Source organism: Anoxybacillus sp. FSL W8-0382, assembly GCF_038003845.1.
GTDB lineage: Bacteria > Bacillota > Bacilli > Bacillales > Anoxybacillaceae > Anoxybacillus > Anoxybacillus flavithermus_G.
Window position 1 is genome coordinate 579,939 of record NZ_JBBOPX010000001.1, and the last position, 24,976, is coordinate 604,914.

Here is a 24,976-nt window from a genome sequence, read left to right on the forward strand (position 1 = left end):
AAAAGCGGGAGCGATGCACCAACATCACTCCCAATCCGATAGGATAAACCAAACTAAAACCCATTTGCTTATAGCATACACGATTTTTTGAAAAAATACAAGTCCGTATGCTTATTTAGTTGTGTTTATCCTATCGAACATATGTTTGATAGGAGGAGAAACAATGAAAGCAGGTAACATTGAACAATTTAAGCATTTATCACAGTTTCAAAATTTAAAAGATTTTAACAATAATATAGAACAATGGATGATTGACTTAAAACAAAAATTCACAAAAAGCGAACTTATTGCACTCAAGCGTCTTATTCGTTTCAGTGCAAAAGTCGCAGGCGTTTGCAATGCGAAGATCGCAACTATTGTTTCGGCTACACATGAATTAGATGGAGTTGGTATTAGTCGTTCAACTTTTAAGCGCATGGTTACAAAAGCGAAAGCATTTGGATTGCTTACTGTTTATGAAACAGAACGGAAAAACGGTTCTCAATCATCTAATCTATATGTGTTTAATCGCTATCCAGTAAAAGAAGATGTTTCTTTTTCTCAAACAATTGAACTACCTAAAGAGGAAAAATTGAACTGCCCACAAACTAGCAATCTATCTAAAACTAGCAATCAAAATAATATAAAACGTACTAAAGCATTAGATGGCTCATTCGCTTCTTCAAGAGTACCTAAAGAGTTTCGTGATCTTGTAAAGTGCTTTTGGAATGATTATAAAGTGATCGAGGAACTATGGAAGGTCATTCAGATTCAAACTTATTATCTTTCCTATTATTCGCAGCAAGATAAACTTGACCTTGCTATTGATTCATTTAAACAAATGGTACGGAACATTAAACAAGGGCGTAAAGTACACAACATTTTCGGTTATTACTGGGGAATCGTAGGGGCTATTCTTGATCGTGAATACGAAAATACACTTCATGAAATGTATGAAGAATATGCTAGTTAGAAAAAAGCGGGGGGAAGATGTCCAAGTTTAGAAAAACGTTAAATCCCTAGAGCGACAAGATTTTTCGGCACTTTTAATGAAAAATATTTTTTGAAAAAATACCCTCCAGCCCTAGAGCGACAAGGGGATGTGATAATTACAGGAAAAATCGTGAAAAAAATCTTTAAAAAAAGCAATATTATGAAAGGTATAAAATTTTGGGCAAAACCGTAAAAAAATCGTGAAAAAAATCTCTAAAAAAAGCAATATTATGAAAGGTATAAAATTTTAGCGAAAAATCGTAAAAAAAATCTCTAAAAAAAGCAATATTATGAAAGGTATAAAATTTTAGCGAAAAATCGTAAAAAAAATCTCTAAAAAAAGCAATATTATGAAAGGTATAAAATTTTAGCGAAAAATCGTGAAAAAAATCTCTAAAAAAAGCAATATTATGAAAGGTATAAAATTTTTCATTTGGGTAAAATGTGATAATTACAGGAAAAATCGTAAAAAAAATCTTTAAAAAAAGCAATATTATGAATACTATAAATGTCACTATTTATGAAAAGATATTTTTCATTGGTTGCCGATTCAATCGACAACGAATGAAGGGTATCTCCTTCAACAATACGACTTTTGTCATATTTTTAATTAATTCCTGTAGATGAGCAAATTTACTAACATAAATTTACAACCAAACAAAAAAGAAGACATGAACCCGATTCCTTGGTTAGAATAGATGTGCCAACAAACCATTCACAAGGAGGTTCATGTCTCATGAATAGATTAGCACATCACCAAGGAATCCACAAGTTTTTGACGATGTTGGGGTTGGCCCTTTATTTCTCGAAACCTGTCATGAAGCATCTCGTTCATATCGTGGATGCGATGATTACAAAGGGCTTTTCGGGAACGCTGACCGATCTACATCATGGGAGTTTTCATCCGAACCATCGCACGACACTGAGCCATTTTTTCACGAAAAGCCCATGGGAGGAAGAGACGCTGCTTCGCAAACTCCAACAGTGGGTGCTTCATCGTGTCGAACGCAGCTCGAAACGAGAGAATCAACCCATTTTTGTTTCGATCGATGATACGATTTGCCAAAAAACGAAGCCCTCGTCACGGGCAACACACGCCATTCAAGGGTGTGATTGGCACTATTCTCACGCAGAGAAAAAGTCGATCTGGGGACATTCTCTCGTTTGGCTCATGGTTCATACGATGACCCAAGCGTTTCCTTTTGCCTTTCGCCTCTACGACAAGACGGTGGGGAAAAGCAAAGGGGAACTCGCGATCGAGATGCTTTCTTCGTTGGATGTGAGTCGACCCGTTTATGTGCTCATGGACTCTTGGTATCCATCGAAAACCCTCGTGGGAGCCTGCTTAAAAAAAGGGTTCCACGTCATCGCGATGCTGAAGACGAATCGGATTCTCTATCCAAAAGGGACGGCCATTCAAGCAAAAGAATTTGCCAAATCTATGGAGCCACGGGATACCCGCCTCGTCACGGTGGGAAAAGAGCGTTATCGGGTGTATCGCTACGAAGGCGCTCTGAACGGTCTCAAGGATGCCGTGGTGCTGCTCGCATGGAAAGCCGATCAGCCGATGACGCCGAAACATCTTCATTGCGTCTTGAGCACCGATCGCGAGCTAAGCGATGAAGAGATCTTGCGCTACTATGCTGCACGTTGGTCGATCGAATGTTTTTTCCGTCAAGCGAAAGACCAGCTGAAACTCGATGGATACCGCGTTCGCGGGCGTCGGGCGGTGAAACGGTATTGGATCTTGGTGCAACTTGCGTATGTGTACAGCATGTTCGAGTCTAACAGTGATTTTTCGGATGGGCTCGATCTCCTGCGCAAGAGAAAAGGACATAGCCTCGTGGAGTTCATTTATCGTGCAGCAAAACAAAATATTCCCATTGATACCGTGAAAAAACAGCTCCACGTGGCATAAGGGGTACCCTGTTTGTCTCTTTTTAAATGGTAATTATTGTAACGAAAATTGCTCAACTACAGTTAATTCTTGTTTCATTTTTTCGCCTCCATTTTCTTTTAGAGTGGGTTATGCTCACTCTTTTTTTGTTTTATTTTTTCTCATATTTTTTACTTTTTGTGAAAGGAGGCGTTGACAAAATGGACATTTCATCTATTCCGATTGAACATTTTGTTTCAAACGGTGTATTTGCGCTTCTTTTCGTTTGGTTGCTAGTCGATACGAGAAAAGAATCCAAACAGCGTGAAGAAAAACTTCTTGCACAAATCGAAAAGCAAAATGAAGCACAAGAACGTATCGTTCATGCAATCGAACGAATTGAAAAGAAAATTGAAAAAATGGAGGTGTCGATGAATGGCTGAAATTACAGCAAATGGATATGTTTCTATTCGTGAGCATATTGTACAAAATTGGAATAAGATTGTATTGTTAAATGATGCTAATAATCAAATTTTCTCAACAACAATTGACGGTGTGAAGGCAAAATGGGTGCATACAAAAACGAGCGAACAAAGAGTCACGGGCTGGAATGATTTCGGAGAGCCGATGTATGAACAAGTCCAAGTTGAATCGAATTCAGTGCTTGAAATTTCATTAAAAATCACTGGTGCTGATGTCTCTATTCATTCAACTGTAACAAAAGTTCAAGTATTAGACATGAATAATCGGCTAATGACAGAAGAAACATTTGTGCCCTTCACTTTTGAAACTGCACAAGATGAGTTGAAATTGATCATTAAAATTCAAGTACCGCAAAGGTGAAGGAAATGAGTAAAAAAATGCGTGATGAGTATTTGTTGAAGCGCAGAGAAAAGAGAAGCAGAGAAAAGAGAATTAGCACACAATCAAAAAAAGAAAATCGGGAAACTGTATCATATCTAAAGCATATTTCATCTTCTGTACAGTTGAAAATAGAAGCGAAAAAAGAAAATCGGGAAACTGTATCATATCTAAAGCATATTTCATCTTCTGTACAGTTGAAAATAGAAGCGAAAAAAGAAAGTCGGGAAGTTACTTCACATACAAAGCACGTTCAGACGCTTGTATATCGTCATAGACGTGAATTTGTGTCGGTGAATAGTTTTATATTACCTGTCCGTTTTGAAACGGTTATAGGGCGAAAACAAACGCTTACAAAAAATGAAGATAGAAATATTTCTGTTTTTGTAGAGCCGATTCATACAAATATTTCTTATCAGACAAAGTCTTATCAGACAAATCAGACGAAAAAAGAAAACATTTCTTGTCAGACGAAAAAAGAAATATTGAAAATATATGCATATGCTCATCATGAAGAAAATCTTTCAAATACATACGCAATCGAAAATCCTTCCGTTGTGGAGGTGATATGATGGCACTTGCAGGGGATACAGTTAGATTAAAATGTCATTTTCGCACGTTTGATGGTCAGTTAATTGATCCTGGTGACGTGAAGTTGACGATTTATGATTCTAATAAACAGCAAATCGAACAAATTACTCTTACAGACACCAATAAAGAAAATGGTGTCTATTTTTATGATTATGTATTACCCGATGACAAACAAGAAATTATTTTCGAGTTTCGAGGGTTATGCAATGGTAAACCGATTCTCGTTAGAGATTCGGTAAAAATTCAATTTAATTAACGAAAATGGAGGTAGATACTATGTCTGATGAAAAAGTTACTCAAACTGAAACAACTCAAGAGCAACAACAAGAGCAACAACAACAAGACCAGCAGCAAGTGGATATGAAAACATATCTTGAACTTGTTGCAAAGATGGAAAAAATGGAGCAAACACTTGCTAATGAAGCAGAAAAACAAAAAGAGATTGAAGCGAAACAAAATGAATTGTGGGAAAAAGAAGTGCAATTAACACTTAAAGAAAACGGTTTGGAAAAGTTTGCTAATATTGTGAAAGTTTCTAATGAAGATGAATTGGCTGATGTTGTGAAGAAACTAACTGCTATCGTAAACGAAATTCGTATTGAAACGGGCTATATTCCTGCTGATCATACCAAAACAGATGAATATTCAAAATATGAAAAAGAAAAAAATGCGACTGGCATGATCGCAGTTAAATTATCTAAATTATTCCAATAATAAAAAATAGGGGGATGATGTAATATGTTTAAATCTACTAACTTTACAAATGCAGAACTTGTAAATCTTTCTAAAGAAATTGCGGTGGTTGGGGTAGAATATACACCTCTTACTTCTTTGCTTCTTGCGAAAGGAATTGAAAAAGCAACATCTACTATCTACACGTGGCGTGAACGTTCTCTTTCTCATGACGAAGATATTTCAGCGGTTGAAGGCGAAGACACGACTAAATTTACTGAAAGTGGACGCAGAGAATTGAATAACGTGCTCGAAATCTTCAAAAAAGGCGTGAGTGTTTCGGGTACTGCTATCGCTATGCAATCTAATCAATTTGCGAGCGAAGTTAATGACCGTTTGCTTGAAGTAAAAGTGAATATTGAGAAAAAACTAATCAACGGAATCAGAAATGACGGTTCTACCGCACCTTCCAAACGTCAGATGGCTGGATTAATTCAGTTTGCAGATCCGACAAACGCAGTCAATGTAAAAAGTAAAATTACGGAAGATCATGTAAAACAAGTAATGCGTAACTTGTGGAATCAAGACCTCGCAGAAGGTCAATATTATGCATTAGTAAATGCCGATGTAAAGGAACAAATTGACGCAATCTATTTAGATCGTTATTCTTATCAACACAAAACAACAAATTTCGGTCTTGTTGTTGATAGCATTGAAACTAACTATGGTACACTCAACCTGATTCTCTCTAAACATGTACCAGCAAATAAAATGGTTGCATTTAACGATGCCTATGTTGATCTTGTATTTCTTCGTGAACCTGTGTTTGAGCCACTTGCGAAAACGGGCGACAGCGTAAAAGGACAAGTCATTGCAGAGGCAACTCTTAAAGTTGCCAGCCCTAAAGCCGTTGCAGTTGTTACAGTTGCTTAAATAAATACATAGAGCCAAAAAAGAGGGTACGCACAATTTGCGTATCCTTTTTTTTATTTTTTATAAAAAATTTACTCATATTTTTGACAGAAAGGTGTGAAAGAAAATGAACATGCGTGATGAGTATTTGCTCAAACGCAGAAAAAAGAGAATTTCACAAAAGGAACTATCACAAGTACTACAATGCTCGCAATCTCTTCTTTCGAGATACGAACGGGGCGAATGTGGCATGTCTAAAGAAAAAGTTGAATTGTATAGACGTTATATAGATGAAAAATAAAACACATATTTTATTAGAATTAGAAAAAGAAAATGGAGGTGAAAAAGTGAAGAAAGTACGGAACACGTCATGACCGCCTCCTTTTACTCACAAAACAAAAATTTTCTTTGGAGTAAAAGGAGGAAGCCCTTCAATATGAAGGGTTGTAAAAGGGATTGACGAAAAAATCAATATTTATTTTGAGTTTTTTCTAAAAGGATGCGGGAGTGTTCTCTTTCTTTCACTGTACTATATGAAGAAAGAATTGAGAGAGAAATTCCCGAATTGGTGTTCAGATTATACCAAAGGACAAAATACACTTATTTTAACTGATGATTTAGATTCACTTGTAGGTTGTGCTATTGAAAAATATGTAAAAGAAAATGAAATTAATTATTTTTATGATTTTAAAAACATATTCGTTGCAGATAAACAAGATAAACGGAAGGCAATCGGAATTGACCTTGCTTTACATAGGGGTAAATCATGGTGCAATCATGTAGTAAGAATTAATGAAAATGACTATGTGAATCCTCTTACAGCCAACGTGAACGCTTTATTGAAGGTACATGCAGGTAACTACACAAAGAAATATGCCTTGTCCACAACATTAACCATGTGGAGTTTTTATAATTTACCTTTACCAGCAACGAAAGACGGGAGAATGATTCTTTTAGCAATTGATTCATCGTTTTTAGGTCATTATTCTGATAAGTTTAGAAAAGTACATAATACATATTTACATTTGCTTGGTTTTGACGAATTGATTGATTTACTCAACGAAACAACAAAAGCCGATTATTTGCATCTTCAACAAAAGTACAATCTTAAATCAAAAATTAAATTGAATAATGAAGGATATTTAGAAACAGATATAGCCCTTGCAGAGTTGCAAGGGTTTTTTGATTTTCCGATAGAGTTACCGCAAAAACAATTTAACTTACTGGCACAATTCAAAACACAAGATGACTATACATATCGTATCCAATCAAAAGATCAAATACCGAATTTAATTTCATTTGCGCTAACCGGAACAAGAAAAATGAAATATACGACACTTTGTTAGGAGGTAATCAGATATGACTAAAAATTATTTCTTTTGCTATGACAAACGGCTGGCTGATTTTTTACGTTATAAAAAAATATCACGTACATTACAAAAGCAAGAAGCGTGAAAAACGGTTTCATCTTCTATCTTTTCGAGAAGTCGGAAAGTTTACAGAATTCTATTGACGAGTGGTTAAAAAATGGGTACAATAAAGACCAAAAAATTAACTAGTTAAATTTCGGGTATAAATTGTGCCTAAAATTTAACTAGGGTAGTTAAATTTCGGGTATAAATTATGACCAAAATTTAACTAGGGGTGGTTAAATTTTGGGTATGAAATTTGACCGAAATTTAACTGTATAACAGATATACTATAATAAACAGATAAACTTACTTACTAACAGATAGGATAGTAAGTGAGTAAGTTTTTTAAAAGTTAATCTAATAAGGAGGAATCTAATATGTATATTAAAATTTATAATGTATTTACTCAATTTAATCATAAGCAAAAGTTAAATGTAAATGAATTATATTTCTATTCACAATTAGCCACATTACAAACACATGAAAATAAAGTTTATATTAATATTGATTTATTAGCACAAATAGTTATATTTAATTCAAAGAAATCACAAAACATTAAAAAGATCAAAGAGTTGCTTCAATCACTTAAACAGAAACAAATTATTCAATTTAATGATACTAAAAATAATAATGAATTATTGATTATTTCTTTCTGTACAATTGAAGGTGGCTATGAGCCGATACCATATGAAAAGTTTCGTTCATTTTCTGATGTATATGAATATTACATATACGTTTGCGTTGCAAGAACAAAAGAAAACATGGTTGAATTTTCACTTTCACAGTGGGGGACATTACTAGAACTTTCAAGACCGCAAACAATATCAAAACTTAAACGAGTAATTGACAAAGGAATTATTTGCAAACGTGAAGGAAAATATACAGATGAAGAGGTTAGAAAAAATCAGAAGAAACAAGAGAAGAATATATATTATCTTCCTGGTGCAAAAGAAAAAATTGAGCAAAAAGAAAATGTTGCCAATAAATCAGCAACATCATCTAAAGAAACCGTTCAAACTGTTCAAGAAAATGATATCACAAATGCAAACAATGAGCAAGAGCAAAGAGAGCATAATTGGTATGTAAAAGGTTCACAATTAACTGCTAATGATTTTTACATTTATCTCACAACAAATGACGAGAAATTGAAGAAGCAAGCAGAAGCACGAATTAATGCAATTAGCAAAAATGAAAAAGGAAAATATATTGTTGAATCTTTATCGAAGGAAGCACAAGAGAAAGTAAAAGATGAAAAACGTAAAGCGGAACGAGAAATGCTTAAACAAATGACAAATGCGGTACGGTTAAAAGATGGCACTATTGTTGCGGTTGATGAAAAGAATATTGATTCAATTGATGTGAATGAGGTTGAACATATTTTCTATTCGTATTATGGGCGGCAACATCTCGAAGGATACATAGAAGTAAAAGGATTCCAAACAGGAAAAATAATAAATGGTAAATTTGTGCATGATGATCGTCCAGATATGATTCAAAGAGGTTGGGAAGTTTATAGTCAACATGTGAAAACCGGTGAAATGTTGACTGGAGACATAATGCGCTCTATTAAAGATACGGTTATCCCGACACAAAAAAATGAAACGGTGAAAGTAGTCGTGAAAAAAGTTGAAAATGAATATATGAAAATGGCGGAAAGAGCAAAAAGAGAAGCAGAACAAAAAAGAAAGCGTGAAATCATTGACATTAGTGCTATCGTTGTAGAAGGGAATTAAATGAAAAGAAAAGAGAAGATGAACAGAAAGAACAGCAAGACCGTCAAGAACGACAAAGTAAATTGAATGTGTGGCTTAATGAATTAGATTAATGGGCTAGCAAAACGCTAGTCCATTTTTATTTAATCAAAAAAAGGAGGATGATATAAATGAGAAATCAAGGCATACACAAAGCACTTGAAAAACTAGATTGGCGCAAAAGAGCATATTTCATGCGAAAGTTTCAAATACGATCACCGAAAAATGAACACATTTTAAATATGACAGATGAAGAGTTTCTCAAATGGGCAGATAGACGTTCATTTACAGTTTTTCATAACTGGGAGCAGACGGATGAGTATTTTGAATTGTACATGTTGTATATGAAACTCAAGATGCAGCGTGATCTTGAAACTGTGTATGATGTTGTTTCAGAGAAGGCAAAACAAGGTGATGAAAAGGCGGTTAAATTGTTTCTTCAAATTCATAAAGATATGACACAACTTCAAAAAGCAATGAATCGGACACAAACAAAACAAGAGAAAGTACAAGAAGATGAGGATGATGAGTTAGAGATTTAAAACAGACAATATGTCGGTTTTAAGGAGTGTCGATGACACTCCTTTTTTTATTTGTGTCACGAAGTGTCACAGGAGGTGAATTTGATTGGCTAAACGTATATCGAAAGAAGAAAAACTGAAAATCATTATGAACGATTTTAAATTGTTCTCACGCAATTTCATTAAGATAGTCGACAACAACGGTGATACAGTGCCTTTTGTTTTGAATCCTGAACAAGAGCGATTCATGGATGAGATGTCAAAATATAACATCATTCTAAAAGGACGGCAGATCGGATTCACTACACTGTCTCTTGCATACATGCTTTATAGTGCATGTACAAAGCCCGATACAAACTATATCATCATGACACATCATGCAAGCGTCAGTAAATCACTTTTTGTTAAAATAAAGAAGATGTATAAAAATCTTCCGCATGATAAATACGATATATTCCCTAAAGCACTAAAAAATAACCGAGATGAATTATATCTTGATAATGGATCACGAATCATCATCGCGACAGCACAAGGAGAAGATGCCATTTCAGGAAATTCATTCCAAATGATACATCTTTCAGAAATGGCTAAATATCCTGCTGATGTACAAGAGGAAATCATTGCAACATGTATTCCTGCATTGACAAAGAATGAATCCAGTGCAATCATAATTGAAAGTACAGCATACGGCTACAACACTTACCAAGAGATGTTTATGAAGGCGTGGAGAGATAAAGAAAGTGTTTGGAAGGCACATTTCTTTTCATGGTTGGGAAAGGCGTATCAATCACAGTTTAAACATACATTTGATGAAGCAGAGAATTGGTTTAAGTTAAATAATCAAGGGCGCAGAATGACATATGATGACCTTGAGCATGATGAAAAGATTTTAAGAGATAAATACAGTGCTACATATAGACAATTGATGTTTAGACGTTATTATATTCAAACAAATTCTCTTGAAAAGTTTAGACGTGAGTTTCCAACAACGCCCGATGAAGCGTTCATGGAAACAAATAAGGCGGTATTTGATACTAATAAAATTATTGAACGGTTGCATCATGTCATTCCACCTTTAGAAACAAAAGAGGTCTTGGGAGTTTTACCCGATACCTTAAAACCTTATTTAAATAAAAATCTATTCATTTATCATTTACCGGAGCCAAAAATGCGTATGTATGCAGGCGTGGACGTGGCATCGGGGACTGGAGGTAACAACGATTATACGGCAATTAGTATTTTAGACGCTGATGGTCAACAGGTTGCAAGTTGGTATTCAAATGACATTCCAGTTTACAAGATGGCTGAAATAGCAAATTCGCTTTTAAGATTTTACAATTACGCTTTCACAGCAGTCGAAAGAAACAACGTAGGATTGCCATTTATTGAGAAACTTTTTAAAGATCATGGCTATTTAAACTTAATGAAAGAAAAGATTTTTGACCAACGTGGAAAGCGTAAAATGCAAAGAGGTTTCACTACAACAAGAATTACAAAGCCAATAATTATAGAAGATTTAAAACAGGCGTTTGAACTTGGTTATATCAATATTGAATGTGTGCGGACGCTTGAGGAAATGAAAATCTATCAAGAGCAAAAGAATGGAAAGATGGGAAACAAAAAAGGAAATAATTATCATGACGATATGGTAATGTCGATGGCATTATGTGTACAAGCAATGAAACAGTCCAAGTACTATGTAGATATTTGATGACTCCTCAACTTTGGGGAGTCATTTTTTATTTTCTTAAAAGGGGGAATTTCTAAATGAATCTTCAACAATATATAAAAGAGTATCATGAAGGGCGTTCAGATTGGTTTATTGAAGAGGTGCAGAGTGTATCAGCGCAACAAAGAGTAATGAATGTAATGAATTTAAAGGATTATCTTGATGGAAAACATAAAATACTTCAAAAGCCGAATGAAAAGTTTGGCGGGAAGGAGTATGTATCACGTAAAATTGTTTTAAATCATGCGTTGACGTTATTAAACTTTCAAGTATCGTTTTTGCTACAAAATCCAGTAACCATTACAGGGAAGGAGCGCATCGTGAAGGAGTATCAAAAAGTAAATCGACAAGGGAAATATGACCGATTGAATTATCGGATTCTTGATAAGATGTTGAAATATGGGCAAGTGTATGAGTATGTTTACCTTGAGAATAATAAAACAATTAAATCGAAACTCATTGACGCTAGTGAAGGGTATCCAATTTGGAATGATGAGAATGAAATGATCGCATTTATACAGGCGTATATGGTTGATGGGATTGATTATTATGTTGTATATAGTGAGGATGTTGTGGAAACTTACAACAATAAAGGTGGTCAATTAAGATTAACAGGAAGATATGCGAATTTAAGTGGATTGCCGATCATTTATAAAACAATGAATGAAGTAAATGAAAACGAGGGAAAAAGTGAACTTGAAAATTGGATAAGTATTCTTGATTCGCTTGAGGATTTAATCAGTAAAGCAACAGATGCATATTATCGTTACATCACAGGGATTCCAGTCGTTACGGGACAACAATTAAAAGGAGAAGGATTGCCTGATGTTATTGGAGCAGGATTGAACCTTGACGATGGAGCAACATTTGAATTTGTAAGTAATAAATTCGATTCGCAAGCGTTTGATACGTTGTATGAAACACTTCTCAATGCACTCTACACAGTAGCACATTTGCCTGCTATTGCAGTAGGAAGAACAGATATTAGTAATGTGAGTACAGAAGCGGTGCGTATTTTATATCAAATGGCGTTAATGAAAGCAGGGCAGAATGAGCAATATATTCGTGAAGGTATTGAGCAACGTTTTGAGAGAATACGGAAGTTACTTGAATACAAAGGCGTAACGTTTACTGGTGATGAGTTTGATTCGTTAGGGCTTGTGTTTAGTTATCAGTTGCCAAGCAATGATAAAGAGGTAATTGAGAACATGAAGGCATTGCGTGAAGTAGGCGGATTGAGTTTGCAATCGATGATCGAACAGAATCCATATGTATATGATGTTCAGCAGGAACTTATGAGATTAAAGGAAGAAAATAACACTATATATAGTAGTGGAGTTGATAATAAGACACAAGATGTTGTGTTTAATGAAAATGTAGATGTGTCAAGGGAAAATACTTGACAGTTATATATCCGCCTGCCTGCGTCTGTTATGAATGTGGGAAATAAAAAAATATTTCCCGAAAAATGACACACTTATCAAAAATAAGTGAGGGTAGGCGGTCAAATCTAAAATAGGGCTTGAAAATGTAAAAAAATACATAAAATATGGTAAAAATTAGGTAAAAATATGCTCTAGGTTACATAATACGTGTTATAGGAAGCAATTCCCCATATAACAGACATTATAAGGGCAATTGAAAAAGCATACAGAAGTACCCCTAATCGCCAAAATTTGCCCGCAGCAAGTCATTTTACACACCCACGAAAATTTTTTTAATTTTCAACCTTTCAAAAACGTTGATATTTCAATGTTTTTTGCACATTCATCATACATTCAAAAAACGCTTATATATCAACGTTTTTTTAACATAGATGAAATATTGCTCGTTTCTATTAAAAATAAATTCGCTTTGCCTATGATTACCCATTCCACCAAAATAAAATGAAAGGAAATGATGAATATGACCAATCTTCAACGGTTGCTTTTAGAGATAAAAGGGATTGACTTAGATCAAAATGAATTAGCGGTTTACCTTGCTGAAAATGACCTTAATCCACATGATGAATATAATCCAGCAAGCGCAACGAATAAACGAAACATTTACAAAACTGCTTTATCCATTCTTGAATCAATTGGTAATAATCCTTCTCTTATGAAAGTATACAAACTTGATGATATGACCGTTACTGATTTTCATGAAAACTTAATAAATCGCATTGACCAACTTGAACGAAAAATCCGTCAAATGAAAACGGATGAACAAGAGCAACAAGGTAACGTATTTATGTTGTTTATTTCATGACAAAGTAACGGGATGTGACGTTAAAGGGGGATGATTATCCATTCCCCTTTTTTATGATGTTACCATTTTGGCGACATCATCTTTTATGATGTTACTGGATAAGGAGGTTAAAAAATGAATCCTTTTACATTTGACACTTCCGATTTTCAATTTCTTCTTGATACAGTCGGGGAAATAGTAACAATCAACAATGTATCAAAAAAATGTATTGTACAGAATGCAAAAATTGGCGATTATGAGGAAAAATATATTTATACTCTCGATTCAATCCAGCGTGGAAATCTTATTGTGTACAATGGAAAAAACTATCTTATTGTCTCTGATGTGACACAAGGGAAACTATATAAGCAAGCAAAAATGTGTCATTGTAATTATGAAATCGTTGTTGAAGGGCAGAAAGTATGTGATGAAATAGTATCATACAATGTTTTCGGAGAGCCAATTTATGAGTGCCACACGACTGAATCAATTTCTGTTCCTGCAATCGTTGATAAATACACTTTCAAAATAGATAATTTTGCGCCAATCCGTTTGCCGGAAAATCAGATAATTGTGACGATGCAAGAGAATGAAAATAAAAGTAAATTCACTGTAAATACGAAATTTGGCGTGATGGGGCATACATGGAAAGTTGTTGACGTGGATATAACAAGGAATGGATTGCTTATTTTGACGTGTGAATTGAGTAATTAAAAAATATAAAAAATAGTTGAAAAACTGCAACCTTAAAAGTATAATGTAAAAAAAGGAATATGAAAAAGGTTAATTTAGTAGTGTTTTCGAGCGTTTATTGATATATTAGTCATCCCGACAAATGAAGAGGTTATGATCGCCCGTGATGTGATGAGATTGGCGAATTTAGCGTAAAAAAGGTGTCCGTATGGGCACCTTTTTTATTGATGTATGCGATTTGTAACGGTTTGATTCATTCGATACCAAATCCATAAATCGTTAATCATTGAAGCGAGCGAGGCGATTTCTGAATTGAGCATACATGAGAGAGCAAAATCATTTTCTTCTCCGAGTTGCCTTTGTTTTTCATTAATTTGTTGCTCTAGCTCGATAATTCGATCAGGAATTTTGCCACGAATCGTCTCCCATTCCAATAAAATTTCTGCTTGTTCTTCTTTTGTGTACATGTCCCATTCCTTCTCTAAATGTGGCAGGCGAATCCCAAGGCGTTCATCATATATAAAATGTGTACTCATATTATTCCCCCATCCTTTTTGCTTATTAATTTTTATTTTAATCAAAATAGTTATTGAAAAAAAGAAAAATAGCTGTTACATTATTAATATGCGAAATGAATAAATATTAAATTGTTAGTATTTTTATTCTTTAGGGAGGAACGATTATGGCAAATCCAAAAGTGGTGCTCGCTTATTCAGGAGGTTTAGATACATCGGTAGCGATTAAATGGCTACAAGAACAAGGATATGATGTTGTTGCTTGTTGCTTAGATGTGGGGGAAGGAAAAGACTTAGAATTTGTAAAAGAAAAAGCGCTAAAAGTTGGTGCTGTCAAGTCATACATGATTGACGCAAAAGAAGAGTTTGCGAATGAATATGCGTTAATTGCTTTACAAGCCCATGCGCTATATGAAGGAAAATACCCACTTGTCTCTGCGTTGTCCCGTCCGTTAATTTCAAAAAAGCTCGTTGAAATTGCTGAACTAGAAGGTGCTGTTGCTGTTGCGCACGGTTGCACAGGAAAAGGAAATGACCAAGTGCGCTTTGAAGTATCGATTCAAGCATTAAATCCGAATTTAAAAGTCATTGCACCTGTTCGTGAATGGAAATGGTCGCGCGAAGAAGAAATTGAATATGCGAAAAAACATCACATTCCGATTCCAATCGATTTAGATAGTCCATTTTCCATCGATCAAAACTTATGGGGAAGAAGTAACGAGTGCGGCATTTTAGAAGATCCATGGGCAGCGCCGCCAGAAGAGGCGTATGAATTGACAGCTTCACTTGAACATACACCGAATGAACCGGATATTATCGAAATTGGTTTCGAGCAAGGAGTACCAAAAACGATTAATGGAAAGGCGTACTCGCTTGCAGCGCTTATTCTTGAGCTTAATGCGTTAGCTGGAAAGCATGGCGTCGGCCGCATCGACCATGTGGAAAATCGACTTGTGGGCATTAAATCGCGCGAAGTATATGAATGCCCAGGAGCGATAACGCTCATTAAAGCGCATAAAGAGTTAGAAGATTTAACACTTGTGAAAGAAGTCGCTCACTTCAAGCCGATCATTGAACAAAAAATAGCGGAAGTCATTTACAACGGCCTTTGGTTTTCACCATTAAAAGATGCGCTCGTCGTTTTCTTAAAAGAGACACAAAAAAATGTAACAGGTGTTGTACGTGTGAAGTTATTTAAAGGTCATGCGATTGTAGAAGGACGGAAATCGCCGTTTTCGTTATACGATGAAAAACTAGCAACATATACGTCAGAAGACCAATTTGACCATCAAGCAGCAGTCGGATTTATTTCTTTATTTGGCTTGCCTACGAAAGTATATAGCATCGTCAATAGCCAAAAGAAGGTGAACGTGTGAAAAAGTTATGGGGTGGACGATTTACAAAAACAGCTGCACAATGGGTCGATGACTTCGGAGCATCGATCCATTTTGATCAACAGCTCGTTGAAGAAGATATAGAAGGAAGCATCGCCCATGTGACGATGCTCGGCGAGTGCGGTATTTTACCGAAAGAAGATGTCGAGACGATTAAAAAAGGATTAACAAAGTTATTAGAGAAAGCGAAAAACGGAGAACTTTCCTTTTCTGTTGCCTATGAAGATATCCATTTAAACATTGAAAAAATGTTAATTGATGAAATTGGTCCAGTTGGAGGAAAGCTTCATACTGGAAGAAGTCGAAACGACCAAGTCGCGACAGATATGCATTTATATTTGCGAAAACGGGTTATCGAGATTATCGAACTTATTCGGCAATTGCAACGTGTGCTTGTTGAAAAAGCAGAGCGACATGTGGAGACGCTTATTCCAGGCTACACGCATTTGCAGAGAGCACAGCCAATTTCATTCGCTCATCACCTTCTTGCTTACGTATGGATGTTTGAACGCGACCGTGAACGGTTTACAGAGTCGTTAAAGCGCATTAACAAATCGCCACTCGGTGCTGGAGCGCTCGCAGGGACGACGTTCCCGATTGATCGCCACTTGACCGCCAAGCTTCTTAGTTTTGACAGCATCTATGAAAATAGCTTAGATGCGGTGAGCGACCGGGACTTTATTATTGAATTTTTAAGTCATAGTTCTATGTTGATGATGCACTTATCCCGTTTTTGTGAAGAACTTATTCTTTGGTCGAGTGAAGAGTTCAAGTTTATTGAAATAGATGATACGTTTGCGACAGGAAGCAGCATTATGCCGCAAAAGAAAAATCCAGATATGGCGGAACTTATTCGTGGAAAAACGGGGCGGGTGTATGGTCACCTTATCGCGTTGTTGACCGTTATGAAAGGGTTGCCGCTCGCTTACAATAAAGATATGCAAGAAGATAAAGAAGGAATGTTTGATACCGTTCAAACGGTGATCGGCAGCTTAAAAATTTTTGCGGGTATGATTGAAACGATGACCGTTCGTGTAGATGTGATGGAAAAAGCAACGAAACAAGATTTTTCAAATGCGACAGAACTAGCAGACTATTTAGCAAAAAAGGGCGTGCCGTTTCGCGAGGCGCATGAAATCGTTGGGAAGCTTGTGCTTACATGTTTAGAGCGAGGAATATTTTTAATGGATTTGCCGCTTGATGTATATCGCCAAGCTTCGCCTTTATTTGAAGAAGATATTTATGAAGCGCTTGATCCGCACAATGCAGTGAATCGCCGCACGAGCGCGGGGGGCACAGGATTTACAGAAGTGAAAAAAGCAATTGAAAAAGTAAAACAAATGTTAGAGGCATAAAAGCAAACGCTTTTATGCCTCTGTTTGTTCAGGTGTGCGTACGACAAGCACGTCGCATTTCGCATACCGTGTAATATGTTCGGAAACGCTTCCGATGAAAAAACGTTCTACAGCGCTCATTCCTGTTGCACCACAAACAATTAAATCTACTTCATATTTCGGAGCGACTTCTTTCGAAATTTTTACTTTTGGGGAACCGTACTCAATATCTATGACGACTTCTTTGACGCCTGCATCAACAGCTTGTTTTTCATACGATTGCAATAATTCTTTCGCAAACTTTTCTGCTCGCTCGGCAACTGTATGATCGTATGCTTCGATCGTTGCGAACGAACGAACGTCGATAATGTGTGAAAGAACAAGTGAAGCATCGTTTCGTTTGGCAATTTCAATTGCTTTTTTAAACGCCCATTCCGCTTCTTTTGAGCCGTCAACTGCCACTAAAATTTTTTTATACTTGTACATATATACTCCCCCCAATAAAAAATTTTCCTTACAATTCAAGTATATCATTTTTTGTAAAACAAACACTACGTATTGTCGAAAAATTTATGACGAAAGGGGTAGAACGATGCGTGAGAAGGAACAAAAAGAACAACTTTATTATGATGAAGAAGGGATCGCGCAAGTGACTGAACAAATTACAGACGCATACATTAGCGGCGTCATTGAACAGGACGATGAACAAAAGAGGCGATGATGCCTCTTTTGTTTCTAACAAGCATAATAAGTGTGTTCCTCCGCCTGTTTGTAGTACGATAAACATAGCAAAGCATGGATGGAGGGATGAATGTGAGGCATGCGATTGTAACGGCAGGGGCGAAAGGGCTCGGAAAAAAAGTAACGGAACGATTTTTAAACAAAGGATATGCTGTTACCGTCCATTACCGAAGCGACATAAAGGCTGTTGAAGCGTTAAAAGAAATGTATCGTGGCTGTCATGAGCGTCTTCATTTTGTCCAAGGCGATGTGACGAAGAAAGAAGATTTAATTCGCATTGTTGATGAAGCAGTTGTCAAATTCGGACGCATCGATTATTTAATTCATAATGCGGGTCCTTACATATTTGAGCGAAAAAAGTTAGCCGATTATACGGATGACGAATGGTATGAAATGATTGAAGGGAATTTAAGTGCGATGTTTCATTTATTTAAGCGGGTTGTACCAATTATGAGAAATCAACGTTTTGGGCGCATTGTGACATACGGTTTTCAAGGAGCAGATCACGCACCAGGATGGATGTACCGTTCAGCATTTAGCGCGGCAAAAGTTGGGCTTGTTTCATTAACAAAAACGATTGCACTTGAAGAAGCGGAGTATGGCATTACAGCGAATATGGTATGTCCGGGGAATATTGTTGGAGAAATGAAAGAAGCAACAATTGCATATGCTCGCCAGATGAAAGACGATATAACGCCGATTGGCCGTTCAGGGACGGGAGAGGATATTGCTCGTGTTGTGGAGTTTTTATGTGATGATTGTTCTGATATGATTACAGGAGCAGTCATTGAAGTGACAGGTGGTCTTGATGTCATTCATCGTTATCGAAAATAGGCTGCCATTGTGACAGCCTATACAATTTGTAGTTCTTTTGGATATGTTGTTAAAAGAAGAGGTCCTTTTTCAGTCATATATACATCGTCTTCAATGCGTACGCCACCGACTGATGGGACGTAAATACCGGGCTCAATTGTAAATACCATTCCTGCTTGAAGTGGCATGGTATTTGTTGCGTTCATTGACGGATATTCGTCAACTACCCAACGACTAAAGCTGTGGGCTTGCAACTCCCCAGAAGTGCAAGCGGATGTTATCCTCCTTCCTTCACTTGGGGTTGCATCAGGGCAGGTTGACAACTACCCAACGACGCAGGTCATGCCTGTGTCGTTCCTTCAACGATGTACTCGATTCCTTTTCGTTGAAGGTTCATGGCACCAATTCGGTCATCGTTTGAGGTATATCCGCATGTTCGACAACAAAACGTGTGCGTTTTCTTATTTCGGTTTGCTTTCTCTGTATGTCCGCATTTTGGACATGTTTGGGATGTGTATGTTGGGTCTACCACAATCACTTTGGCTCGGTGTTTGTGTGCTTTGTACTCGATTTTTTGTCTTAAATCATAAAACGCCCAAGATACCATTTCATACCGATGGTTAACGGACACTTTTTCTGTTCTTTGGCGAACACCTGTTAAATCCTCTAACACAAACAGCGTGTTCTTACCATAACGCTCAACGAGTGCCTTACTGATGCAATGGTTGACATCTTGCATCCAACGGTTTTCTCGTTGACCGATTTTCTTTAATCTTCTACGAGCAGACGGAGTTTGCTTTTTTTGTAGTTGTCTGCGGAGTTGTTTATACTTTGCTCGTTTGTGTTTGATGTGTCTACCTTTGAAAAATAACGTCTGTCCGTTTGAATCATAAACAGTCGCAAGAAAATTTACACCCATATCTACGCCAACCACTTGGCAAATGTGATGAAGGTTTGCTTCTTCCATTTCTTTGGATACAGGGATATGGAGAAACCACTTTTGATGTTTATTCACTAACTTTGCTGTTCCAAACGTCCATGTTCCGTCGAAATACGTTTCAAGTTCTTTCGTTTGAAAAGGAACTTTGATTCGTCCTTCTAACGTATTGATGGAAAACAACCCTTTGGTTAGGCTGTAATCTCGATTAAAAACGAGGTCTATTTGCGGTTTTTTAAACGCAATCTGACAACGCTTATGTCCATTGGTTTGGTTGGTTTTATATTTTGCAATCACCGTTTTTAACACAGACTGCGCCATTTGAGATTTTAAGCCAAATGTAGAGCGAAGTTTGCGGTACGTCATCTTGTGAAGTTTGGCTTGCACAAGGGTGTTTTCTTTGTATATCACTTCCGACACCGCATTGCACGCATCACGATATGCTTGCATCGTTTTTTGAAGAAGTTGTTCCTGTTCAGATGTCGGTAAAATTTTAATTTTTGCTGTTAAAGTCAATTTCATGTCCTCACCACCTTTCACTAATTTTATTTTATATTTTTTTAGCGAAAAATAAACAAAAAAACGCATTCCTCCCCATGCTTGAAAGCAGGGGTTTCCTGCGTGATTAATCATGAACAAAAAAAGAAGGAAATAGTGAACAAATGAAGAAACAAAATCATGTCAAAAACAAAGAAAGGAGCACGAAATATGAAAGTCACTTATCACGGGCATTCAGCTGTAAAAATTGAAACGAACGGAAAAACGATTTTCATTGATCCGTTTATCACAGGCAATCCGATGACAGATTTAAAACCAGAAGATGTGCATGTCGATGTCATTTTACTAACACATGGTCATAATGATCATGTCGGTGATACGGTCTCATTAGCGAAAAAGAACGATGCCCTCGTCATTGCTCCGTATGAATTAGCTACGTATTTGAGCTGGGAAGGTGTTCGCATCCATCCGATGCATATTGGTGGATCATTTACGTTTGATTTTGGAAAGATCAAATTCACCCAAGCATTTCACGGCTCTAGCTACGTAGAAGAAAATGAAACGATTGTGTATACAGGAATGCCGAGCGGTATTTTATTTCAGGCCGAAGGAAAAACGATTTATCATGCCGGGGATACAGCGTTATTTTCTGATATGAAACTTATTGGTGAAATGAATGATATTGATGTGGCGTTTTTACCAATTGGAGATAACTTTACGATGGGACCGGAGGATGCGGCGATCGCAGCAAAATGGTTAAAGGCGAAAATGGTTGTTCCAATTCATTACAATACATTCCCTGTCATTCAACAAGATCCGCAACGGTTTGTGGCGATGATCGAAGGTGTTGGCCGCGTATTGCATGTTGGCGAAAGCATAGAACTATGAAAACGTTCATTGAATGCAGTCAGGCACACCCTTATAATATAAAGTAAGAAACTGTCGAAAAAGGGTGGGACAACTTGACGATTACGAAGCATGAACAAATTTTACAATATATCGAAAGCTTACCGGTTGGAGAGAAAATATCTGTTCGTCAAATCGCGAAAGAAATGGGAGTAAGTGAAGGAACGGCTTATCGTGCCATTAAAGACGCCGAAACAAAAGGGTATGTAAGCACGATTGAGCGTGTTGGAACGATTCGAATTGAACAAAAAAAGAAAGAAAATATTGAAAGGTTAACGTATGCCGAAGTCGTTAATATCGTGGATGGGCAAGTGCTCGGTGGGAAAGAAGGATTACATAAAACGTTAAATAAATTTGTGATTGGTGCAATGAAGCTCGAAGCGATGATGCGCTATACAGGTGCAGGGAATTTGTTGATTGTTGGGAACCGAACGAAAGCGCATGAATTAGCGCTTGAAGCTGGGGCAGGTGTGTTAATTACAGGTGGTTTTGATACGGAAGAACACGTGAAAAAATTAGCGGATGAGCGACAGTTGCCGATCATTTCGACAAGTTACGATACATTTACGGTTGCCACGATGATTAATCGCGCCATTTATGACCAGTTGATTAAAAAAGAAATCGTGCTCGTTGAGGATATTTTAACACCATTTGAAAAAACAGCATATTTGTATGTAACAGATCAAGTAGAACGGTGGTACGAGCTAAATCGAGAGACGAAACATAGTCGCTTTCCAGTCATTGATCAACAATTAAAAGTGCAAGGAATCGTGACGGCGAAAGATGTGATGGGGTATGAGCGCGATGTGCTTATTGAAAAAGTAATGACGAAACATCCGATTACGGTAAGCGGGAAAACGTCAGTCGCTTCCGCTTCACATATGATGGTGTGGGAAGGCATCGAAGTGTTGCCGGTAGTCGATGAATATGATCGGCTCCAAGGAATTATTAGTCGCCAAGACGTATTGAAAGCGTTGCAAATGGTGCAACGTCAGCCGCAAGTGGGCGAGACGATTGACGATATTATAACGACCCAATTTTTAACTGAAACAGTTGACGGCGTTTTTCGTTGCAACATTACGCCGCAAATGACAAACCATTTAGGAACGTTATCGTACGGAGTGTTTACGACGATTGTAACTGAGGCAGCTACGCGAGCTCTACGCCTCCATAAACGTGGCGATCTCGTTGTGGAGAATATTACTATTTACTTTATTAAGCCTGTACAAATTGATAGCGTCATCGATATTAAACCGAAATTGTTAGAAATTGGACGGAAATTTGGGAAAGTTGACGTTGAAGTGTTTAACGAAGGGACGCTTGTCGGAAAGGCATTAATGATGTGTCAGTTGCTTGAACGACAATAGGCTGCGCACGGCAGCCTATTTCGTTTCTTCCGCTTCTTTTACAGCAAGCGGAAAATAATAGCGATGAGCTCGGTATCCTGCCCATATGCTCCCTGCACCGACGAGAAGAAGCACAATGCCAACGATGAGAGATACTGTCGACCGATGAATGAAAAATTGATTGATCGCAAAGAAAAATACAAACGACCCGAGCGCCATGCTTGATTTTGCGCTAATCCATTTTCGTTCCATCGGCTTTTTACTGCGGACATATTTTATTTTGTAATACAAATAAAACGAAAGCGAAAAAACGATAAGTATAACAAATATTGGCATATTCAGTCCTCCAAAAGAAAAAATTGTTGCGTGATTATTTTACATCTTTTCGAATCATAATAAAATATGTTTTAATGGAGAAAAAAAGGGAGAAGCGCCATGGAACAAAAAGTTCTTGAAATTATTGATCATATTCGACAATTTGATACGATTATTATTCACCGTCACGTCCGTCCTGATCCCGACGCGTACGGTTCACAAGGAGGATTAGCGGAGCTTATTCAAGCGTCGTTTCCAGAAAAAAGAGTATATACGGTTGGAAAAGATGAGCCGTCGCTTGAATTTTTACGTAAGATGGATGTTGTTCCGGATGAAATGTATAACGATGCACTTGTCATTGTTTGCGATACAGCAAATGAAGAACGGGTATGCGATCAACGCTATAAGCTAGGAAAAAAAATTATTAAAATCGACCACCACCCAAATGAAGATCCGTACGGTGACATCTTATGGGTAGATACAAATGCAAGCTCCGTTAGCGAAATGATTTATGAGTTATACTTAATTGGAAAAGAACATGGTCTCATTTTAACGAAAGAAGCTGCTCGGCTCATTTACGCGGGCATTGTCGGTGATACAGGACGCTTTCTTTTCCCAAGTACAAATCCGAAAACATTTAAATACGCAAGCGAGTTAGTTGAATACGGGTTTTCGTTTGTCGATTTATACGATCAACTTTATCGAACGAAATTATCGATCGCACATTTAAGCGGATATGTGTTGCAAAATTTCGAGCTATCTGAATATGGAGTGGCTCATATTGTATTAACAAAAGAGTTGTTGAAGCAGTATGACGCAACGCCATCGGAGGCTTCACAACTTGTGAGCGTGCTTGGAAATATTGAAGGGATTAAAGCATGGGTGTTTTTTGTGGAAGAAGATGATCAAATTCGTGTTCGTCTTCGTTCAAGAGGTCCGATTGTCAATGAAGTGGCGAAAAAATACCGTGGCGGAGGTCATCCGCTAGCAGCAGGTGCGTCGATTTATTCGTGGGAAGAAGTTAAACGCGTATTGGCAGATTTAAACGAAGTATGCAAGCAACAGTAGAACGCTTTCTACTGTTGCTTTAATTTTAGTTCAATAGATATATTAGTGAAAAATAAAATCGTTTCGATATCGAGATGGTACGTTCGATTATCGATGATGTACGTTTTATTTTCAATTGCTTTTTTTAATAGCTCTCTGCTTTTATATACCGTTTCAATATCTTTTGCGGTGATATGTTGAATGTCTTTTTTTATATCTTCTTCCATGCGAAAAGTTGTATACGTGTCGATACCATAAGATTTGGCATTGATCACTTTTACATCAATTGATTGGATTGTTAGTCGCTTTTTATTTTCTTTGTTTAGCTGAATGTAATCTTGTTGCCAAATGTTTAAATCATGTTTTAATTGCGCAATAATTTCTTGTTGCATTTTGAGCAGGCGCACTTGTTTTTCTTGTAAAATGCCGAAGATTTGTGAGAAAACGATCCAACTGATAAGTGCACCAATTGCCGTTCCAGCGAAAAAGCGTTGCCAGCCTGGATCGCGTGTGTACGGTGGAACTCTCATGCGCCATGCTCCTGTGTAAACCAGCGAATGAATGTCATACCTGTTTGTGCCCCGCCAGTTGCCGATAAAATAAGTAAAAATTGTTTAATGACATCACGCGTTTCCCCTTGGAAAAATCCGCGTTCCATGCTGTAAAACGTATCAAACGTACCACCAATAGCTGCAATTAACGCCCAAATTTTTAAACTGCTCGCAAAGCGATACATCATCGTCAGCGGCGGTTCACCAGACAAAAAAGCCCCGAATCCTCCGATGAGCGCCCCTCCAACTAACACGCCTAAAGCAATGAAATAGCTTTGAATAAAAGCAGGTAAAAACGCCGTTTTCATCTCCATCTCGCTCACTCCTTCTGTATACTATGTATATGGGACAAATAAACAAGGT

Annotated in this window: 29 protein-coding genes and 1 pseudogene; 23 read left to right on the forward strand and 7 right to left on the reverse strand. The window is 37.1% G+C overall.

Annotated elements, in window-relative coordinates; all coding sequences use genetic code 11:
• Positions 1–163: 163 nt before the first annotated feature.
• The 16 genes from NSS60_RS03115 to NSS60_RS03190 all read left to right on the forward strand — a co-directional run bounded on the left by NSS60_RS03115 (position 164) and on the right by NSS60_RS03190 (position 14,237).
• Positions 164–952, forward strand: coding sequence for a hypothetical protein (locus NSS60_RS03115; protein ID WP_340720628.1), 789 nt, complete (start codon positions 164–166; stop codon positions 950–952).
• Between the two features lie 756 nt (positions 953–1,708).
• The gene (locus NSS60_RS03120) at positions 1,709–2,890 is read left to right on the forward strand and encodes an IS701 family transposase (RefSeq protein WP_088223189.1); all 1,182 of its coding nucleotides are present in this window, start codon (positions 1,709–1,711) and stop codon (positions 2,888–2,890) included.
• 179 nt (positions 2,891–3,069) lie between these two features.
• Positions 3,070–3,291, forward strand: coding sequence for a BhlA/UviB family holin-like peptide (locus NSS60_RS03125; RefSeq protein ID WP_340720629.1), 222 nt, complete (start codon positions 3,070–3,072; stop codon positions 3,289–3,291).
• On the forward strand, positions 3,284–3,691 hold the full coding sequence (locus tag NSS60_RS03130; RefSeq protein ID WP_340720630.1) for a hypothetical protein: 408 nt from the start codon (positions 3,284–3,286) through the stop codon (positions 3,689–3,691). The genes NSS60_RS03125 and NSS60_RS03130 overlap by 8 nt, the downstream gene beginning before the upstream one ends.
• A 5-nt stretch (positions 3,692–3,696) precedes the next feature.
• Positions 3,697–4,281: a hypothetical protein gene (locus tag NSS60_RS03135; RefSeq protein WP_340720631.1), complete on the forward strand. Its 585-nt coding sequence runs from the start codon at positions 3,697–3,699 to the stop codon at positions 4,279–4,281.
• Positions 4,281–4,556: a hypothetical protein gene (locus NSS60_RS03140; protein ID WP_340720632.1), complete on the forward strand. Its 276-nt coding sequence runs from the start codon at positions 4,281–4,283 to the stop codon at positions 4,554–4,556. Before NSS60_RS03135 ends, NSS60_RS03140 begins: the two co-directional genes overlap by 1 nt.
• Before the next feature lie 20 nt (positions 4,557–4,576).
• Positions 4,577–5,014, forward strand: coding sequence for a hypothetical protein (locus NSS60_RS03145; RefSeq protein WP_340720633.1), 438 nt, complete (start codon positions 4,577–4,579; stop codon positions 5,012–5,014).
• Positions 5,015–5,038: 24 nt separating this feature from the next.
• Positions 5,039–5,905, forward strand: coding sequence for an SU10 major capsid protein (locus tag NSS60_RS03150; RefSeq protein ID WP_340720634.1), 867 nt, complete (start codon positions 5,039–5,041; stop codon positions 5,903–5,905).
• 112 nt (positions 5,906–6,017) lie between these two features.
• Complete coding sequence (locus tag NSS60_RS03155; protein WP_340720946.1) at positions 6,018–6,185, forward strand: helix-turn-helix domain-containing protein; 168 nt, start codon at positions 6,018–6,020, stop codon at positions 6,183–6,185.
• Between the two features lie 244 nt (positions 6,186–6,429).
• Entirely contained in the window at positions 6,430–7,230 is an 801-nt protein-coding gene (locus NSS60_RS03160) for a hypothetical protein (RefSeq protein ID WP_340720635.1), read from the forward strand.
• 443 nt (positions 7,231–7,673) lie between these two features.
• Complete coding sequence (locus tag NSS60_RS03165) at positions 7,674–9,029, forward strand: hypothetical protein (protein ID WP_340720636.1); 1,356 nt, start codon at positions 7,674–7,676, stop codon at positions 9,027–9,029.
• A gap of 149 nt (positions 9,030–9,178) precedes the next feature.
• A complete protein-coding gene (locus NSS60_RS03170; protein WP_340720637.1) occupies positions 9,179–9,589 on the forward strand; it encodes a hypothetical protein in 411 nt (136 codons plus the stop codon).
• Positions 9,590–9,674: 85 nt separating this feature from the next.
• The gene (locus NSS60_RS03175) at positions 9,675–11,279 is read left to right on the forward strand and encodes a terminase large subunit domain-containing protein (protein WP_340720638.1); all 1,605 of its coding nucleotides are present in this window, start codon (positions 9,675–9,677) and stop codon (positions 11,277–11,279) included.
• A gap of 56 nt (positions 11,280–11,335) precedes the next feature.
• A complete protein-coding gene (locus NSS60_RS03180; protein ID WP_340720639.1) occupies positions 11,336–12,700 on the forward strand; it encodes a phage portal protein in 1,365 nt (454 codons plus the stop codon).
• Between the two features lie 502 nt (positions 12,701–13,202).
• Complete coding sequence (locus NSS60_RS03185; RefSeq protein ID WP_340720640.1) at positions 13,203–13,544, forward strand: hypothetical protein; 342 nt, start codon at positions 13,203–13,205, stop codon at positions 13,542–13,544.
• Positions 13,545–13,658: 114 nt separating this feature from the next.
• The gene (locus NSS60_RS03190; protein ID WP_340720641.1) at positions 13,659–14,237 is read left to right on the forward strand and encodes an Ig domain-containing protein; all 579 of its coding nucleotides are present in this window, start codon (positions 13,659–13,661) and stop codon (positions 14,235–14,237) included.
• A gap of 200 nt (positions 14,238–14,437) precedes the next feature.
• On the opposite strand, the gene NSS60_RS03195 is transcribed toward NSS60_RS03190, so the two are convergent.
• Positions 14,438–14,752, reverse strand: coding sequence for a hypothetical protein (locus tag NSS60_RS03195; protein ID WP_004889049.1), 315 nt, complete (start codon positions 14,750–14,752; stop codon positions 14,438–14,440).
• A gap of 146 nt (positions 14,753–14,898) precedes the next feature.
• On the opposite strand from NSS60_RS03195, the gene NSS60_RS03200 reads away from it, so the two are divergent.
• Both NSS60_RS03200 and argH read left to right on the forward strand, forming a co-directional pair.
• Positions 14,899–16,107, forward strand: a complete 1,209-nt coding sequence (locus NSS60_RS03200) for an argininosuccinate synthase (RefSeq protein WP_192951023.1) — start codon at positions 14,899–14,901, stop codon at positions 16,105–16,107.
• A complete protein-coding gene (gene argH / locus NSS60_RS03205; protein WP_064214081.1) occupies positions 16,104–17,480 on the forward strand; it encodes an argininosuccinate lyase in 1,377 nt (458 codons plus the stop codon). The genes NSS60_RS03200 and argH overlap by 4 nt, the downstream gene beginning before the upstream one ends.
• Positions 17,481–17,492: 12 nt before the next feature.
• On the opposite strand, the gene NSS60_RS03210 is transcribed toward argH, so the two are convergent.
• Positions 17,493–17,945 carry a universal stress protein gene (locus NSS60_RS03210; protein WP_064214082.1) on the reverse strand — a complete coding sequence of 151 codons (453 nt, stop codon included), beginning with the start codon at positions 17,943–17,945 and terminating at the stop codon, positions 17,493–17,495.
• Positions 17,946–18,051: 106 nt separating this feature from the next.
• Here NSS60_RS03210 and NSS60_RS03215 point away from each other — a divergent pair, with 106 nt between their 5' ends.
• Positions 18,052–18,180 (forward strand): hypothetical protein, encoded by a 129-nt coding sequence (locus tag NSS60_RS03215; RefSeq protein ID WP_255573176.1) that lies wholly within the window; start codon positions 18,052–18,054, stop codon positions 18,178–18,180.
• A gap of 74 nt (positions 18,181–18,254) precedes the next feature.
• Positions 18,255–19,034, forward strand: a complete 780-nt coding sequence (locus NSS60_RS03220) for an SDR family oxidoreductase (RefSeq protein WP_192951162.1) — start codon at positions 18,255–18,257, stop codon at positions 19,032–19,034.
• 17 nt (positions 19,035–19,051) lie between these two features.
• Here NSS60_RS03220 and NSS60_RS03225 read toward each other — a convergent pair.
• Both NSS60_RS03225 and NSS60_RS03230 read right to left on the reverse strand, forming a co-directional pair.
• A pseudogene (locus NSS60_RS03225) lies at positions 19,052–19,237 on the reverse strand (M24 family metallopeptidase); the annotation flags it as partial.
• A gap of 116 nt (positions 19,238–19,353) precedes the next feature.
• Positions 19,354–20,472 carry an RNA-guided endonuclease InsQ/TnpB family protein gene (locus NSS60_RS03230; protein ID WP_004889056.1) on the reverse strand — a complete coding sequence of 373 codons (1,119 nt, stop codon included), beginning with the start codon at positions 20,470–20,472 and terminating at the stop codon, positions 19,354–19,356.
• Positions 20,473–20,658: 186 nt separating this feature from the next.
• Here NSS60_RS03230 and NSS60_RS03235 point away from each other — a divergent pair, with 186 nt between their 5' ends.
• Together NSS60_RS03235 and NSS60_RS03240 are read left to right on the forward strand one after the other, a co-directional pair.
• Positions 20,659–21,336: a metal-dependent hydrolase gene (locus tag NSS60_RS03235; RefSeq protein ID WP_004889057.1), complete on the forward strand. Its 678-nt coding sequence runs from the start codon at positions 20,659–20,661 to the stop codon at positions 21,334–21,336.
• Between the two features lie 74 nt (positions 21,337–21,410).
• Positions 21,411–22,721 carry a CBS domain-containing protein gene (locus NSS60_RS03240; protein WP_192951108.1) on the forward strand — a complete coding sequence of 437 codons (1,311 nt, stop codon included), beginning with the start codon at positions 21,411–21,413 and terminating at the stop codon, positions 22,719–22,721.
• 15 nt (positions 22,722–22,736) lie between these two features.
• Here the strand turns inward: NSS60_RS03240 and NSS60_RS03245 are convergent, their stop codons facing one another.
• Positions 22,737–23,036 carry a YtpI family protein gene (locus NSS60_RS03245; RefSeq protein ID WP_006320844.1) on the reverse strand — a complete coding sequence of 100 codons (300 nt, stop codon included), beginning with the start codon at positions 23,034–23,036 and terminating at the stop codon, positions 22,737–22,739.
• Between the two features lie 99 nt (positions 23,037–23,135).
• On the opposite strand from NSS60_RS03245, the gene NSS60_RS03250 reads away from it, so the two are divergent.
• Positions 23,136–24,083, forward strand: coding sequence for a DHH family phosphoesterase (locus NSS60_RS03250; protein WP_004889060.1), 948 nt, complete (start codon positions 23,136–23,138; stop codon positions 24,081–24,083).
• Between the two features lie 8 nt (positions 24,084–24,091).
• Here the strand turns inward: NSS60_RS03250 and ytrI are convergent, their stop codons facing one another.
• Both ytrI and NSS60_RS03260 read right to left on the reverse strand, forming a co-directional pair.
• A complete protein-coding gene (gene ytrI, locus NSS60_RS03255) occupies positions 24,092–24,592 on the reverse strand; it encodes a sporulation membrane protein YtrI (RefSeq protein WP_004889061.1) in 501 nt (166 codons plus the stop codon).
• Entirely contained in the window at positions 24,589–24,927 is a 339-nt protein-coding gene (locus NSS60_RS03260; protein WP_004889062.1) for a YtrH family sporulation protein, read from the reverse strand. Before NSS60_RS03260 ends, ytrI begins: the two co-directional genes overlap by 4 nt.
• Positions 24,928–24,976: the final 49 nt, after the last annotated feature.

Bases quoted from the DNA above. Each gene is read 5' to 3' on its own strand.
- NSS60_RS03115 (WP_340720628.1), top strand. From the start codon at position 164: ATGAAAGCAGGTAACATTGAACAATTTAAGCATTTATCACAGTTTCAA.
- NSS60_RS03120 (WP_088223189.1), top strand. From the start codon at position 1,709: ATGAATAGATTAGCACATCACCAAGGAATCCACAAGTTTTTGACGATG.
- NSS60_RS03125 (WP_340720629.1), top strand. From the start codon at position 3,070: ATGGACATTTCATCTATTCCGATTGAACATTTTGTTTCAAACGGTGTA.
- NSS60_RS03130 (WP_340720630.1), top strand. From the start codon at position 3,284: ATGGCTGAAATTACAGCAAATGGATATGTTTCTATTCGTGAGCATATT.
- NSS60_RS03135 (WP_340720631.1), top strand. From the start codon at position 3,697: ATGAGTAAAAAAATGCGTGATGAGTATTTGTTGAAGCGCAGAGAAAAG.
- NSS60_RS03140 (WP_340720632.1), top strand. From the start codon at position 4,281: ATGGCACTTGCAGGGGATACAGTTAGATTAAAATGTCATTTTCGCACG.
- NSS60_RS03145 (WP_340720633.1), top strand. From the start codon at position 4,577: ATGTCTGATGAAAAAGTTACTCAAACTGAAACAACTCAAGAGCAACAA.
- NSS60_RS03150 (WP_340720634.1), top strand. From the start codon at position 5,039: ATGTTTAAATCTACTAACTTTACAAATGCAGAACTTGTAAATCTTTCT.
- NSS60_RS03155 (WP_340720946.1), top strand. From the start codon at position 6,018: ATGCGTGATGAGTATTTGCTCAAACGCAGAAAAAAGAGAATTTCACAA.
- NSS60_RS03165 (WP_340720636.1), top strand. From the start codon at position 7,674: ATGTATATTAAAATTTATAATGTATTTACTCAATTTAATCATAAGCAA.
- NSS60_RS03170 (WP_340720637.1), top strand. From the start codon at position 9,179: ATGAGAAATCAAGGCATACACAAAGCACTTGAAAAACTAGATTGGCGC.
- NSS60_RS03180 (WP_340720639.1), top strand. From the start codon at position 11,336: ATGAATCTTCAACAATATATAAAAGAGTATCATGAAGGGCGTTCAGAT.
- NSS60_RS03185 (WP_340720640.1), top strand. From the start codon at position 13,203: ATGACCAATCTTCAACGGTTGCTTTTAGAGATAAAAGGGATTGACTTA.
- NSS60_RS03190 (WP_340720641.1), top strand. From the start codon at position 13,659: ATGAATCCTTTTACATTTGACACTTCCGATTTTCAATTTCTTCTTGAT.
- NSS60_RS03195 (WP_004889049.1), bottom strand. From the start codon at position 14,752: ATGAGTACACATTTTATATATGATGAACGCCTTGGGATTCGCCTGCCA.
- NSS60_RS03200 (WP_192951023.1), top strand. From the start codon at position 14,899: ATGGCAAATCCAAAAGTGGTGCTCGCTTATTCAGGAGGTTTAGATACA.
- NSS60_RS03210 (WP_064214082.1), bottom strand. From the start codon at position 17,945: ATGTACAAGTATAAAAAAATTTTAGTGGCAGTTGACGGCTCAAAAGAA.
- NSS60_RS03215 (WP_255573176.1), top strand. From the start codon at position 18,052: ATGCGTGAGAAGGAACAAAAAGAACAACTTTATTATGATGAAGAAGGG.
- NSS60_RS03220 (WP_192951162.1), top strand. From the start codon at position 18,255: ATGGATGGAGGGATGAATGTGAGGCATGCGATTGTAACGGCAGGGGCG.
- NSS60_RS03230 (WP_004889056.1), bottom strand. From the start codon at position 20,472: ATGAAATTGACTTTAACAGCAAAAATTAAAATTTTACCGACATCTGAA.
- NSS60_RS03235 (WP_004889057.1), top strand. From the start codon at position 20,659: ATGAAAGTCACTTATCACGGGCATTCAGCTGTAAAAATTGAAACGAAC.
- NSS60_RS03245 (WP_006320844.1), bottom strand. From the start codon at position 23,036: ATGCCAATATTTGTTATACTTATCGTTTTTTCGCTTTCGTTTTATTTG.
- NSS60_RS03250 (WP_004889060.1), top strand. From the start codon at position 23,136: ATGGAACAAAAAGTTCTTGAAATTATTGATCATATTCGACAATTTGAT.
- ytrI (WP_004889061.1), bottom strand. From the start codon at position 24,592: ATGAGAGTTCCACCGTACACACGCGATCCAGGCTGGCAACGCTTTTTC.
- NSS60_RS03260 (WP_004889062.1), bottom strand. From the start codon at position 24,927: ATGGAGATGAAAACGGCGTTTTTACCTGCTTTTATTCAAAGCTATTTC.